Here is a 13,947-nt window from a genome sequence, read left to right on the forward strand (position 1 = left end):
AAGAGAACATGAAACAATTGCTCCATGGCTGAAGACACTCAGGGTACAGACACGCCCACTACCGCCCCTATCAACGTTCCGGACAAGCCCGCCCTCGAGGGGCTGGAAGCTGCCCTGACGCAGCGCTGGCTGGACGAAGGAACCTATAAGTTTAATCGGGAGACCACCAGGGAGCAGGTCTACTCGATCGACACTCCCCCGCCCACGGCGTCGGGATCCCTGCACGTGGGGCACATGTTCTCCTACACCCAGACCGACGTCCTGGCGCGCTACCAGCGCATGACCGGAAAGAACGTTTTCTACCCGATGGGCTGGGATGACAACGGCCTGCCCACCGAGCGCCGTGTCCAGAACTACTACGGTGTGCGCTGCGATCCGGCCATCCATTACGACGCCGCCTACCGCCCGCCGGCTGAACCCGCTAAGAACCAGCGCGATTTTGACGTCATCTCGCGACGCAACTTCATCGAACTCTGCGAGGAACTCGCCGTCGAGGACGAGAAGGTCTTCGAGAACCTCTTCCAGACCCTTGGCCTCTCCGTCGACTGGGACCTGACCTACCGGACCATCGATGACAAGTCCCGGGCCATCTCCCAGCGCGCCTTCCTGGCGAACCTCGCCGCCGGCGACGCCTACATGGCCGAGGCCCCCACCCTGTGGGACGTCACCTTCCGCACCGCGGTGGCCCAGGCTGAACTCGAGGACCGCGAGGTCGCAGGCGCCTACTACCGCTACCCGTTCTTCACCGAGGACGGCGAGAAGCTGTACATCGAGACCACCCGCCCGGAACTGCTGGCCGCCTGCGCCGCCCTCGTGGCAAACCCCGACGACGAGCGGTACCAGCCGCTGTTCGGCAAGAAGGTCACCTCTCCCCTGTTCGGCGTCGAGGTGGAGGTGAAGGCCCACCACCTCGCCAAGGCGGACAAGGGCTCCGGCATCGCAATGGTCTGCACCTTCGGCGACCTCACCGACGTCACCTGGTGGCGTGAGCTCCAGCTGCCCACCCGCGCCATCGTGGGCCGTGACGGCCGCATCATCGGTGACACTCCGGACTGGATCACCACCGAGCAGGGCCGCGCGGCTTTCGAGTCGATCGCCGGCAAGACGGTCTTCAGCGCCAAGGAAGCAGTGGTCGAACAGCTCGCCAGCGCCGGACTCCTCGACGGCGAGCCCAAGAAGATCATGCACCCGGTCAACTTCTTCGAGAAGGGCGACAAGCCCCTCGAAGTGGTGACCTCGCGCCAGTGGTACATCCGCAACGGCGGACGCGACGAGGACCGCCGCGAACGGCTGATCGGACGCGGCAACGAGATCGAGTTCCATCCGGCATTCATGCGGTCCCGCTACGAGAACTGGATCTCAGGACTGAACGGCGACTGGCTGGTCTCCCGCCAGCGCTTCTTCGGCGTGCCGGTGCCGGTCTGGTACCCGCTGGATGCCGACGGGAACCCCGAATACGACGCACCGATCGTCCCGACGGACCAGCAACTCCCCGTCGATCCGGCTGCCGACGCGGCGCCCGGCTACGAGGAAGCCCAGCGCGACCAGCCGGGCGGCTTCACTGGTGACGCCGATGTCCTCGACACCTGGGCAACGTCCTCGCTGACGCCGCAGATCGTGGGCGGCTGGAGCACCGACGAGGCGCTCTTTGCCAAGGTCTACCCGTTCGACGTGCGCCCGCAGGCCCACGACATCATCCGGACCTGGCTGTTCTCCACCGCCGTGCGTGCCGACGCGCTGCAGGACACCGCACCGTGGAAGCACGCCGCCATTTCGGGCTGGATCCTCGACCCGGACCGCAAGAAGATGTCCAAGTCCAAGGGCAACGTGATCGTGCCCACCGATGTCCTCGAGGAGTACGGTTCGGACGCGGTCCGTTACTGGGCGGCCTCGGCAAAGCTCGGCGCGGACACGGCCTACGAGATCGCGCAGATGAAGATCGGCCGCCGCCTGGCCATCAAGCTCCTCAACGCCTCGAAGTTCGTCCTGAACCTGGGCGCCACGGAAAACTCGGTGGTGTCCACGGACCTGTCCGTACTGACCAACCCGCTGGACCGCGCCGTCCTGGCACAGCTGTCCGACGTCGTGGCACAGGCCACCAAGGCGTTCGAGAACTATGACTATGCCCGGGCGCTGCAGATCAGCGAGAGCTTCTTCTGGCAGTTCACGGACGACTACGTGGAACTCATCAAGGACCGCGCCTACGGGGCAGCCGGCGAAGCAGAGCAGGCGTCGGTGCTGGCGGCCCTGGCCACCACCCTGGATACGTTGCTGAGGCTGTTCGCGCCGTTCCTGCCCTTTGCCACCGAAGAGGTCTGGGGCTGGTGGCGCACCGGATCGGTGCACCGTGCAGAGTGGCCCGCCGCTTCAGAGGTCGCCGACGGCGACACCACCATGCTCGCGACTGTCGGGGTTGCACTGAGCGGTATCCGCAAGGCCAAGTCCGAGGCCAAGGTCAAGCAGCGCACTGAGGTGCTGTCCGCCACGATCACCGCCACGGAGTCGATCACCACGCAGCTGAAGGCCGGCCTGGCCGACCTGAAGGCTGCCTCGAATGCCCGCGAACTCACCCTCGTGGCAGGCGACGGCGAACTGACGGTCAGCGATGTTGTGCTGGCCCCGCCGGAAGAAGCGCCGGGCGCCTAGCCCGTTCACCGGAAACATGCGGAAACCCCATCAGCGTTCAACGCTGATGGGGTTTCGGTCTTTGGCGGGGTCCCTTGTTTTTGGGCAAACTTGTTTTTGGGCAAAGGGGAAGCCCCATCAGCGTTTTGCCGTTGGTGGGGCTTCGACTTTTTCGATTGTCTCGTGACGTCTGTGACAATCTGGCGGAATCCTCGGAAGTCCAGGTCTTCCTACCTCGTCACTGGTAGCCAGCTTCTGACTTTGCCGAAGGCTGCGTCAGATGCGTGTCACTGAATCTTTGGTTTCCGTGTCCCTCTTCTTTCGAAGTGGGTAAGAACTATTGTTGTCCCACCAGGGCCGATCCGCAAGGGTCCCGAAAGAACTACACGCTAGTAATTCCGGTTCCCGCGCAAGGGCGTCCGGCGGTGCCCGTCAGTTGAATTCGGGCCGCTCCGTGCGGCTGCGCTTGATCTCGAAGAAGTGCGGGTACGCAGCCAGGGTCACCGCGGCGTCCCACAGGCGGCCGGCTTCCTCGCCCCGGGGAATGCGGGTCAGGACCGGGCCGAAGAATGCCGTGCCGTTGAAGGCGACTACCGGCGTTCCCACATCCTGGCCTACAAGGGAGATACCCTCTTCGTGGCTGGCGCGTAGCTGCTGGTCGAAGGTGTCCGAGGTAGCTTCGGCCGCGAGCTCGGCCGGGAGCCCGCACTCAGCCAGTGCCTTGCTGATCACGACGGAAAAGTCCTTCTCGCCGCCGTCGTGGATCAGGCTGCCCATGGCGTCATAGAGCGGCTTGATGACCTGGTCGCCGTGCTGCTCGCGGGCGGCGATGATGACGCGGACAGGGCCCCATGCCTTGTCCATCGCCTCGCGGTAGCCGGGGTCCAGTTCGCGGCCCTCGTTCAGGACGGCAAGGCTCATCACGTGCCATTCGGTTTCAATGTCACGGACTTCCTCCACTTCGCCCACCCAGCGGGACGTGATCCAGGCGAAGGGGCACAGGGGGTCGAACCAGAAGTCGGCTTTGCTCACGGTGGTTTCAGGCACGGAGATCTCCTCGTAAAGTCATCGGGGCGTGGCGCACCTCAGGCGCACATCTACCAAGAGCGAAGAACTAGGCGGATTTATTCCGGCGCTTAGCCACAACGTCGTGCGCGATCATGGTGGGCTGCGCTTTTTTCGCTACGACGTCGGCAGTGATAACGACGCTGGCGATGTCGTCCCGGCTGGGGAGGTCAAACATCACGGGGAGGAGCACTTCTTCCATGATGGCGCGGAGCCCGCGGGCACCGGTGCCGCGTTCCAGCGCCTGGTCGGCGATCATGTCCAAGGCTTCGTCGTCGAACAGCAGTTCCACGCCGTCCAGCTGGAACATCTTCTGGTACTGCTTCACCAGGGCGTTCTTCGGTGTGGACAGAATCTGGATCAGGGCCGGACGGTCCAGGTTGGAAACGGTGGTGATGACGGGAAGCCGGCCGATGAATTCCGGGATCAGCCCGAATTTCAGGAGGTCTTCCGGCATGACCTCGCCGTAGGAGTCGGAATTGTTCTTGACTTCATTCAGCGGAGCACCGAACCCGATGCCCTTGCGTCCCGAACGGGAGCCGATGATGTCTTCGAGCCCTGCGAAGGCTCCCGCAACGATGAACAGCACGTTGGTGGTGTCGATCTGGATGAATTCCTGGTGCGGGTGCTTCCGGCCGCCCTGCGGGGGAACGGACGCCACGGTGCCTTCCAGGATCTTCAGAAGGGCCTGCTGCACGCCTTCGCCGGAGACATCCCGGGTAATGGAAGGGTTTTCGCTTTTCCGGGAGATCTTGTCGATCTCGTCGATGTAGATGATGCCCTGTTCGGCCTTCTTGACGTCATAGTCAGCGGCCTGGATGAGTTTCAGGAGGATGTTCTCGACGTCCTCACCCACGTACCCGGCCTCGGTCAGTGCCGTGGCATCGGCGACGGCGAAGGGGACGTTGAGGCGTCGGGCCAGGGTCTGGGCCAGATAGGTCTTGCCGCAACCGGTGGGGCCGATCAGGAGGATGTTCGACTTGGCGATCTCGACGTCGTCGTGATGGACGCCTTCGGCGAGGCTGCCGCTCTTGGGGGCGTGGCCGGCCTGGATCCGTTTGTAGTGGTTGTAGACCGCGACGGCGAGCGAGCGCTTGGCAGGCTCCTGGCCGATCACGTATTCCTGGAGGAAGTCGAAGATCTCTCGGGGCTTGGGCAGTTCGAAGCTGCCGAGGTCCGCTACTTCGGCGAGTTCCTCTTCAATGATCTCGTTGCAGAGTTCAATGCACTCGTCGCAGATGTAGACGCCGGGCCCGGCAATGAGCTTGCGCACCTGCTTTTGGCTCTTTCCGCAGAAAGAGCACTTCAGCAGATCCGTGCTCTCGCCAATCCGAGCCATATGTGAACCCCTTAGTATCCTGCTGCTACCGCAGCACTGCACCGGTTGCTGGAATCACGGTGGGTCCGGAAGGTCCGGCCGTGACATGTTCCACTCTAAGTCACATTCGGCCTGAGGGGTGGAACCTTACGTATTGAAAACGAAAGCCGGTGCGGTCCATTTTCCATGAACCGCACCGGCTCCGCGTGTCGTGCTTAATTACCTGCTGATCGCCTGCGGCTTGATCTTGCGGGAATCAAGGACCTGGTCGATCAGGCCGTAGGACTGTGCCTCGGCGGCGGTGAGGATCTTGTCACGCTCGATGTCGTTGTTGACCTGCTCGGACGTCCGGCCCGAGTGCTTGGCCAGGGTGTCTTCGAGCCAGGACCGCATGCGCATGACTTCGGCTGCCTGGATCTCGAGGTCGGAGGCCTGTCCGCCCTGGCCGCCGGACAGTGCCGGCTGGTGGATGAGTACGCGTGCGTTGGGCAGTGCCAGGCGCTTGCCGGGCGTGCCGGCTGCGAGCAGGACAGCTGCCGCACTTGCCGCCTGGCCCAGGCACACGGTCTGGATCTCGGGACGGATGTACTGCATCGTGTCGTAGATGGCCGTCATGGCGGTGAAGGAACCGCCCGGGGAGTTGATGTACAGCGTGATGTCGCGGTCCGGGTCGGTGGACTCGAGCACCAGCAGCTGCGCCATCACGTCGTCCGCGGAAGCATCGTCCACCTGGACGCCGAGGAAGATGATCCGGTCCTCGAAGAGCTTGGTGTACGGGTCCTGGCGCTTGAAGCCGTAGGGCGTGCGTTCCTCGAACTGCGGCAGCACATAGCGGCTGGTGGGCAGGTTCCCGGCAGACGATCCGAAATTGTAGTTCATGTTCATTTCTCCTGGAATCATTTCTGTCTTCGCCGGTTACTTTTCCGAGCCGCTGGCGTTTTGCGTTCCGCCGCCGCCGGCCACAGATCCCGCGTGCGCGGCAATCTTGTCGAAGAAGCCGTACTCGAGGGCTTCGGAAGCCGTAAACCACTTGTCGCGGTCATTGTCCTTCAGGATGGTCTCCACGGTCTGGCCCGTCTGGTCTGCGGTGAGTTCCGCCATGACCTTCTTCATGTGGAGGATGAGCTCAGCCTGGATCTTGATGTCCGAGGCCGTGCCGCCGATGCCGCCGGAGGGCTGGTGCATCAGGATGCGCGCATTCGGGGTGGCGTAGCGCTTGCCCTTGGTGCCCGAAGAGAGCAGGAACTGGCCCATCGACGCGGCCAGGCCGGTGGCGACGGTTACGACGTCGTTCGGGATGAACTGCATGGTGTCGTAGATGGCCATGCCGGCCGTCACGGAGCCGCCCGGCGAGTTGATGTAAAGGTAGATGTCCTTATCCGGGTTTTCCGCGGACAGCAGCAGCAACTGCGAGCAGATCGCGTTGGCGTTCTCATCGCGGACCTCGGAGCCGAGCCAGATGATTCGCTCTTTCAGCAGGCGGTTGTAAATGTAGTTGTCCTGGGCTGCCGGATCGACAGTAGCCATCCGGGGTGCCCCTGCTTGCTGTGACATATGTACTTACCTCTCGCTGGCGACGGTGACGTCACGGGACGACGCCACTGAAAATCACTACTTGGACACTAACCGGTTTCGCGGCCGTTTTGTTCACGCGGATCGCGCTGTTCGCTGACGGCGCACGATTGCCGCAACGGCCCATCGCACAGCACGACACCGCCGCTGTTCGGGGGTCCGCTCCGGGTTAAACAGGAAGCCCCCGGATCAGGGATCCGGGGGCTTCCGTGCAACGTGATGTTAGAACTTCACTGCTGCCGGATCGTCGATTGACGCTTCTTCCTTGGCGGCAGCTTCGCCTTCAGCAGCTTCGCTGTCGACGGCCGGAGCTTCTTCAGCTTCGGCGGCAGGAGCTTCTTCGCCACCGGGGCGGACGAAGTCGCTCAGGTCAACCTTGTTGCCTTCGGAGTCGGTGACCTCGGCCTGGCCCAGCACGACTGCCAGGGCCTTGCGGCGGCGGACCTCGGAAACCATCATGGGAACCTGGCCGGACTGATCGATGATCTGGGCGAACTGGTTCGGGTCCATGCCGTACTGGCTGGCGGTGGTCACGATGTAGTCGATCAGCTCGTTCTGGCTGACTCCGACCTCTTCCTTGTCAGCAATGGCGTCCAGGATGATCTCGTTCTGGAAGGCACGCTCGGTGTTGGCCTTGACCTCGGCGCGGTGCTCCTCGGTGTCGTGGTCACCTTCGCCGTGGGAGTTCTCGGCCTTGAAGTGCTGCTCCAGCTGCTCTTCAACCACCGAGGCGGGAACGGGGACCTCAACGAGCTCAACGAGCTTGTCCAGGACCTTGTCGCGTGCCTCGACACCCTGCTCAACAACCTTGGATTCAGCAGCCTGCTTGCCGAGATCCGCACGCAGTTCTGCAAGCGTGTCGAACTCGGAGGCCAGCTGGGCGAAGTCGTCGTCAGCCTCGGGAAGCTCGCGCTCCTTGACGGACTTGACCACTACCTTGACCTGGGCGGCTTCGCCGGCGTGGTCGCCGCCCACGAGGGTGGTTTCGAAGATGGCGTCCTCGTCGGCGCTGAGGCCGGTGACGGCCTCGTCCAGGCCTTCGAGCATGGTGCCGGCGCCAACCTGGTAGGACAGGCCTGAGGCGGAGTCAACTTCGGCTCCGTCGATCGAGGCGGTGATGTCGATCGTCAGGAAGTCGCCGTCGGCGGCCGGGCGGTCAACGGACTTCAGCGTGCCGAAGCGGCCGCGGAGTTCGTCAAGCGCCTTGTCAACGTCTGCTTCGGTGGACTCGGCGGCAGCTACCTCAACCTTGATGCCGGAGTAGTCCGGCAGCTCGATCTCGGGACGGATGTCAACCTCGGCGTGGAACTTGAGTTCGCCGTCGGTCGCGGTGGGGTCCGGAACCTCGGTGATTTCAACCTCGGGACGGCTCAGCGGACGGATGCCGGTTTCCTGGACTGCGTCCTGGTACCAGCCGTTGAGGCCTTCGTTGATGGCCGTTTCCAGCACATAGCCGCGGCCAACGCGCTGATCGATCAGCTTCGCGGGGACCTTGCCCTTGCGGAACCCAGGGACCTGGATCTGCGAAGCAACAGTCTTGTATGCCTCTTCGATGCTGGGCTTCAATTCCTCAAAAGGGACCTCAACATTGAGCTTGACCCGCGTGGGGGTGAGGTTCTCGACAGCGCTCTTCACAGTCTAAGTACTCCTGGTTTTGTGGGATGGGGTTCTGCAAACGCAATGATCTGACAAGCTGCAGAGTCGGGGTGACAGGATTTGAACCTGCGACTTCCTGCTCCCAAAGCAGGCGCTCTAGCCAAGCTGAGCTACACCCCGTAAGTGCACAGAACAGTCTACGGTCATATCGGCCGGATATGCACATTTGACACCGGGGCCCTGAATTAGGTTTAGTTATATCCGGCTCGAGCAGCCGACCGGAAGTGCAGCGCCGCGGCGCAGTAAGCAGCAGTACAGTAGTGGCAGTACTGTAGTTGCAGGACAACAACAGTGCATTCCCGGGGACGTAGCTTAATGGTAAAGCCTCAGTCTTCCAAACTGATTACGCGGGTTCGATTCCCGTCGTCCCCTCCAGGACAACAAGTCTTCTCCAAGACAACAAACAGCCCCTCTCCGGAGGGGCTTTTTTGTACCCTCAGGACCCCTGCTGGCACACGGGGCACCAATAGAGTTTGCGGGCAGCCAGATCCGTCAGTGCCACCGGGGTACGGCAGTTGCGGCAGTTGAGGCCCTGCCGCCGGTAGACGAAGTGCGAGTCCTCCGGCGCCGGCAGTCCGGCGGCCGGCTCTGTCCAGTAGCTGGGAGGGGTGGTGATGATCCTGCCGTCGCGGACGCCGTCGGACATAACGGCAACAGTGTCCTCCCACAGCGCGCCGGCTGCTTTGGCGTCCAGTGAACGGCCCGGGAGCCAGGGATCCAGTCCCTGGCGGAAGAGCAGTTCTGCGCGGTAGACGTTCCCGACGCCGGCAATCACCTTCTGGTCCATCAACAGCGCCGCCAGGGGCGTCTTCCGTGCCGTCACTCCGACGACGAAGGCTTCCCGGTCCCCGGGAAGGTTGCGGAGCGGGTCTGGCCCAAGCCGCGCCAGGACGGCGTCGGCCTCGGCCTCAGTGATGGCGTGGCATGTGGTGGCGCCCCTGAGGTCAGCCCAGCCGTGTGCGCCGGCCAGCCTGACCCGGACCGCGCCGACAGGCACCGGCGGGCCGGCGTATTCCGAACCGCTTTCCACCGAACCGGCGTCGTCCTCGAAGACCTCCCGCTCCCCCACCTTCCTGGGTGCGCCGATGCTGGACGCACCACGGAACGAGGCGTCACCGCCGAAGTCCCACGCACCGTACAGGCCAAGGTGCACGTGGAGGACCAGCCCGCGGTCGAAGTGCAGGAACAAATGCTTTCCGTGGGCCGCCGCGTCCACGAGCGTGCTGGCGTCCAGCAGCGCCGCGCCGTCGGCGAACCGCCCCTGGGGACTGGAAACAGCGAGTCGCTGCCCGGAGAACACGTCCGCAAACTGGCGTGCCAGCCGGTGGACCGAATGCCCCTCCGGCACTAGGCGATAACCTCGCCGGTGTTCTCGTAGGCCGCGATCTTGCCGATGCGGCGGACGTGGCGTTCATCGTTGCTGAACGGTTCCTGCAGGAAGGCCTCGATGATTTCCGTTGCTTCGTCCACGCTGTGCTGGCGGCCGCCGACTGCCACGACGTTGGCGTCGTTGTGCTCGCGGGCCAGCGTGGCGGTGGAAAGGTTCCAGGCCAGCGCGGCCCGCACGCCCTTGACCTTGTTGGCGGCGATCTGCTCGCCGTTTCCGGAGCCGCCGAGCACGATGCCCAGGGCGTTCACTCCGGCAGCCTGGTCCGCGACGACGGCGAGCGCAGCGTTGATGCAGAAGGACGGGTAGTCATCCAGGGCGTCGTAGACCTTGGGCCCGTGGTCCACCACGTCGTAGCCCTTGGCCGTGAGGTGGGATACGAGGTGGGCGCTGAGTTCCATGCCGGCGTGGTCGGTGGCGATGTGGACGCGCGGAAAATCGGAAGATGTGGTCACGGCAAGGTCCGTTCAGTCATAAGCACCGGTAGGCTTCCGGGCTGCTTCGGGGGTCGCATCCAAGCGTACTAGGGTGCGGGCGCCGGCGGCCTGCCATGAACACTCTGTGGACGCCTGTGCCGGCGAAACCAGGGCCGGCGAACTCAGGGCCGGCGAACTCAGGGCTGGGGCGGGCGCTTCTCGCCGCGGGCCCGGGCGGCGACGCGGGACAGGACGGCGGCCACTCTTTCGGCGGAGTCGGGGCTCCCGCCACTGACGGCCGCTTTCCTTCCGTCCGCGCGGTTGACGACGACGGCGGGGCCGCTGCTGACCAGCATGGCGGTGGTCCCGCCGTGGTGGCGGTAGCCCCAGCCGCCGTAGTCTGCGGCGCGGACATCGGCCGGCGTTGCCGAGGAAATCGCCGACGCCGGAATTTCCATCACGCGGACGAATCCGGCGGCAAAGACCCGCAACCCGCTCCGGTCAACGATGACCCGGGCGAAGAGGAAGGCGGCGGCCAGCACCGCCAAGACCACCAGGAGGAGGCCCAGCCACGGGACTGCGATGGAGACCAGAGCGGCCGGGAACAGCGAGGCGACGCCCAGCATCACAAACACAGAGCTGCGCGCATGGACCCACAGCCGCACTGAATCCGCCGCCAGCTCGGGGTCCGATTCAAGCTCCAGCGCCTCCCGCAAGGCGCGCTCGTCGTCCACTGACCACCGCTCGTCGGCCTTGAAAACGAAGCCCATGATGACGCCCAGGGGCAGTGCCGCCCCGCTCCCGAGTGCCAGGACGGACATATCAACACGTGCTTCGCGGACATCGGCGATTCCCGCCTGACCCACGAGCACTGCCGCCAGCACCGTGGTGACAAAGAGACTGAGGCTGAGCCCGGCGCCCATCATCAAACGCCGCATGACGGCGGGCCGGCTCAACGGCACGGCCTGTCCCAGGACGAGCCAGCCCACCACCGCGATCATCAGGCCGCCCCAGGCCACAAAGGCGGAGAACGGCGCAAAACCGGTCGGTCCGGCCTCGGACCACAGCACCGCCATGGGGTCCGGCACATCCGTCCGGAGCAGGAAGGCACAGACGACGAATGCGACAGCCAGCAATGCAGGGAAACCCACCGCGAACCGCAGTGCCCTGACGTCCACCGAGTCCCTGAACTTTCCCATACCCCAACGCTACTCCGTGCCGATGCCGCGTGATCCACCTAACTTGCCATCGCCGGGTGAAGTGAAAGAATAACTTCACAGTGCCGGCAATGACCGTTGCCGGCCGGCAACCGCAACCCTTTCTGGAGGCCCCACCTTGCCAGGCATGAACCTGACGCGCGCCGAAGCCCGTGAGCGCGCCAAACTCATCTCCGTTGAGTCCTATGACGTCAGCCTGGACCTGACCCAGGGTGACAAAGTCTTCGGATCCACTACTGCCGTGAAGTTCAGCGCCCGGCCCGGATCCTCCACCTTCATCGACGCGATAACCCACAAGGTCCACAGCGTCATGCTGAACGGCCTTGAACTCGACCCGGCGGAGGTGTCCGACGGTGTCCGCATCCAACTGCCGTACCTCGCCGCGGAGAACGATCTGCTGGTGGTTGCCGAGGCGCCCTACATGAACACCGGCGAAGGGCTCCACCGCTTCGTGGACCCGGTCGACAACGAGGTCTACCTGTATACGCAGTTCGAGGTTCCGGACTCGCGCCGGATGTTCGCGGTGTTCGAGCAGCCCGACCTCAAGGCGAGCTTTACGTTCACCGTCACCGCGCCGTCGCCCTGGGACCTGGTGTCCAACTCCCCCACGCCTGTCCCCATCGAAACCATTCCCGGTGAAGACGGCGGCGCCCGCTCGGTCTGGGAGTTCGCTGCCACGCCCCGGCTGTCCTCCTACGTCACGGCACTGATCGCCGGTCCGTACCAGTCGGTGCGCAGCGAGGTGAAGTGCGCCGACGGGCGCGTCGTTCCCCTGGGCGTGTTTGCGCGCAAATCGCTCATGCAATACCTCGACGCCGACAACATCTTCGAACTCACCCGCCAGGGATTCGAGTTCTTCGAGGCGCAGTTCGGCTGCCCTTATCCGTTCGCGAAGTACGACCAGCTCTTCGTGCCCGAGTTCAATGCCGGCGCAATGGAAAACGCTGGCGCCGTGACCATCCTGGAAGGCTATGTGTTCCGCGGCAAGGTCACGGGCGCGCAGGTGGAACGCCGCGCCATCACCGTTCTTCACGAGCTCGCGCACATGTGGTTCGGCGACCTGGTCACCATGCGCTGGTGGAACGACCTGTGGCTCAACGAATCGTTCGCCGAGTACATGTCGCACCTGGCTGCGGTGGAGAACACCGAGTTTGACCATGCCTGGACCACGTTTGCCTCGGTGGAGAAGTCGTGGGCATACCGCCAGGACCAGCTGCCCACAACGCACCCCATATTCGCCGAGATCAACGACCTGCAGGACGTTGAAGTGAACTTCGACGGCATCACGTACGCCAAGGGCGCCTCGGTGCTGCGCCAGCTGGTGGCCTGGGTGGGTCCGGAGCAGTTCATGTCCGGAGTCCGCGAATACTTCAGCAAGCATGCGTGGCAGAACACCGAGCTCAGCGACCTAATGGTGGAGCTGGAAAAGGCCAGTGGCCGCGACCTGGACGAGTGGGGGCGCCTGTGGCTTGAAACCGCCGGTGTCAACACGTTGACTCCTGATGTGGCGGTGGATTCTTCGGGAGCCATCACCTCATTCAGCATCGTGCAGTCCGCGGTGGCCGAGCAGCCCACCCTTCGCCCCCACCGCCTCGCTGTCGGCTTTTACGACGTCACCGACGGGCAGCTTGTCCGGGTGCACCGCGAGGAACTGGACGTCGACGGCGAACGTACCGAGGTGCCCGCCCTCGCCGGCCTGCGGCAGCCGGACCTGATCCTGCTCAACGACGACGACCTCGCCTATGCCAAGGTCCGGCTCGATCCGAAGTCGCTGGCTACCGCAACGGCCCACCTGAAGGACTTCCGCGAGAGCCTGCCGCGGACGCTGGTCTGGGGTTCGGCCTGGGACGCTGCCCGCGACGGCGAAACGCCGGCCCGCGGCTACGTCGAACTGATCCTCGCCAACATCGCGTCCGAATCCGATTCCTCGGTGATCCTGGTCCAGCTCCGCCAGCTGGCCACAACGCTCAGCTATTACGTAGCCGAGGAGCACCGGGAGAAGACGTCCGTGGCGGCAGCGGACACTCTCTGGGACCTGGCCGGTTCCGTGCCGGCGGGCTCGGATGCGCAACTGCAGTTCGTGAAGTCCTTCGCGCTGCTGGCGCGCAGCGACGGCCAGCTGGATACCGTTTCGGCACTGCTGGACGGCTCGGCCTCCCTGGCAGGCCTCACCGTCGACCAGGATCTGCGGTGGGAGCTGCTTGCTTCGCTGGTGGCCGGCGGCCGGGCAGGCCAGGACCGGATTGACGCTGAACTCGAGCGGGACAACACCGCGAACGGCCAGAACGCGGCAGCGTTGGCCAAGGCCGCCATCCCCACGGCCGAGGCCAAGGCTGCGGCCTGGGATTCCATCGTGGTGAAGGGCGAGCTGTCCAACGCCCTGCAGGCCTCCGCGGTGGCAGGATTCACCCGGGTGCTGGACCCGGCGCTGCTGGCGCCGTACACGGAGAAGTATTTCGACGCCGTTCCCGGCATCGTTGCCAACCGCACCCACGCGCTCGCCCAGCAGATCGTCGTCGGACTTTACCCGGCCCAGCAGACCACCCAGGCAACTGTGGACCGGACGGACGAGTTCCTGGCTGCGCTGCCGGAGGAGGGCACCGCCCTGCGGCGCATGATGCTGGAAAACCGCGACGGCGTGGCGCGGGCGCTGCGGGCCCGCGAGGCCGACGTCGGATAGCCACCGGCATC

The 13,947-nt window shown here is 64.4% G+C and carries 10 protein-coding genes and 2 tRNA genes; 3 read left to right on the forward strand and 9 right to left on the reverse strand.

The genetic code is table 11. From position 1 onward, the window contains the following. The first annotated feature begins 24 nt into the window (after positions 1-24). A complete protein-coding gene (valS, locus tag AC07YR_RS02540; protein ID WP_494732925.1) occupies positions 25-2,646 on the forward strand; it encodes a valine--tRNA ligase in 2,622 nt (873 codons plus the stop codon). 411 nt (positions 2,647-3,057) lie between these two features. Here valS and AC07YR_RS02545 read toward each other — a convergent pair whose 3' ends face one another. The 6 genes from AC07YR_RS02545 to AC07YR_RS02570 all read right to left on the reverse strand — a co-directional run bounded on the left by AC07YR_RS02545 (position 3,058) and on the right by AC07YR_RS02570 (position 8,356). Then, the gene (locus AC07YR_RS02545) at positions 3,058-3,672 is read right to left on the reverse strand and encodes a mycothiol-dependent nitroreductase Rv2466c family protein (protein WP_055803562.1); all 615 of its coding nucleotides are present in this window, start codon (positions 3,670-3,672) and stop codon (positions 3,058-3,060) included. Positions 3,673-3,739: 67 nt separating this feature from the next. After that, a complete protein-coding gene (gene clpX, locus AC07YR_RS02550; protein ID WP_055803565.1) occupies positions 3,740-5,029 on the reverse strand; it encodes an ATP-dependent Clp protease ATP-binding subunit ClpX in 1,290 nt (429 codons plus the stop codon). 198 nt (positions 5,030-5,227) lie between these two features. After that, entirely contained in the window at positions 5,228-5,887 is a 660-nt protein-coding gene (locus AC07YR_RS02555) for an ATP-dependent Clp protease proteolytic subunit (RefSeq protein ID WP_028268993.1), read from the reverse strand. 36 nt (positions 5,888-5,923) lie between these two features. After that, positions 5,924-6,535: an ATP-dependent Clp protease proteolytic subunit gene (locus tag AC07YR_RS02560; protein WP_055803568.1), complete on the reverse strand. Its 612-nt coding sequence runs from the start codon at positions 6,533-6,535 to the stop codon at positions 5,924-5,926. A 267-nt stretch (positions 6,536-6,802) separates the two neighbouring features. Continuing rightward, positions 6,803-8,215, reverse strand: coding sequence for a trigger factor (tig, locus tag AC07YR_RS02565; RefSeq protein WP_055803571.1), 1,413 nt, complete (start codon positions 8,213-8,215; stop codon positions 6,803-6,805). Between the two features lie 66 nt (positions 8,216-8,281). Next, positions 8,282-8,356 (reverse strand) — tRNA-Pro (locus tag AC07YR_RS02570). Between the two features lie 181 nt (positions 8,357-8,537). Between AC07YR_RS02570 and AC07YR_RS02575 the strand changes: the two genes are divergently transcribed. Further along, positions 8,538-8,611: transfer RNA gene (locus tag AC07YR_RS02575), tRNA-Gly, on the forward strand. A 61-nt stretch (positions 8,612-8,672) separates the two neighbouring features. Here AC07YR_RS02575 and AC07YR_RS02580 read toward each other — a convergent pair. The 3 genes from AC07YR_RS02580 to AC07YR_RS02590 all read right to left on the reverse strand — a co-directional run bounded on the left by AC07YR_RS02580 (position 8,673) and on the right by AC07YR_RS02590 (position 11,238). Continuing rightward, the gene (locus AC07YR_RS02580; RefSeq protein WP_494732926.1) at positions 8,673-9,584 is read right to left on the reverse strand and encodes an Fpg/Nei family DNA glycosylase; all 912 of its coding nucleotides are present in this window, start codon (positions 9,582-9,584) and stop codon (positions 8,673-8,675) included. After that, complete coding sequence (locus tag AC07YR_RS02585) at positions 9,584-10,078, reverse strand: ribose-5-phosphate isomerase (protein ID WP_055803575.1); 495 nt, start codon at positions 10,076-10,078, stop codon at positions 9,584-9,586. Before AC07YR_RS02585 ends, AC07YR_RS02580 begins: the two co-directional genes overlap by 1 nt. A gap of 158 nt (positions 10,079-10,236) precedes the next feature. Next, positions 10,237-11,238 (reverse strand): hypothetical protein, encoded by a 1,002-nt coding sequence (locus AC07YR_RS02590; protein ID WP_494732927.1) that lies wholly within the window; start codon positions 11,236-11,238, stop codon positions 10,237-10,239. A 145-nt stretch (positions 11,239-11,383) separates the two neighbouring features. Here AC07YR_RS02590 and pepN point away from each other — a divergent pair, with 145 nt between their 5' ends. Beyond that, positions 11,384-13,936 (forward strand): aminopeptidase N, encoded by a 2,553-nt coding sequence (pepN, locus tag AC07YR_RS02595; protein ID WP_494733026.1) that lies wholly within the window; start codon positions 11,384-11,386, stop codon positions 13,934-13,936. The last annotated feature ends 11 nt before the right edge of the window (positions 13,937-13,947 follow it).

The sequence above is a fragment of the Arthrobacter sp. GW460-12-1-14-TSB2 genome (assembly GCF_059423525.1).

What these genes read in the sequence shown, in the direction of transcription:
- AC07YR_RS02555 (WP_028268993.1), bottom strand. Translation starts at nt 5,887, where the DNA reads ATGAACTACAATTTCGGATCGTCTGCCGGGAACCTGCCCACCAGCCGC.
- valS (WP_494732925.1), top strand. Translation starts at nt 25, where the DNA reads ATGGCTGAAGACACTCAGGGTACAGACACGCCCACTACCGCCCCTATC.
- AC07YR_RS02560 (WP_055803568.1), bottom strand. Translation starts at nt 6,535, where the DNA reads ATGGCTACTGTCGATCCGGCAGCCCAGGACAACTACATTTACAACCGC.
- AC07YR_RS02590 (WP_494732927.1), bottom strand. Translation starts at nt 11,238, where the DNA reads ATGGGAAAGTTCAGGGACTCGGTGGACGTCAGGGCACTGCGGTTCGCG.
- pepN (WP_494733026.1), top strand. Translation starts at nt 11,384, where the DNA reads ATGAACCTGACGCGCGCCGAAGCCCGTGAGCGCGCCAAACTCATCTCC.
- clpX (WP_055803565.1), bottom strand. Translation starts at nt 5,029, where the DNA reads ATGGCTCGGATTGGCGAGAGCACGGATCTGCTGAAGTGCTCTTTCTGC.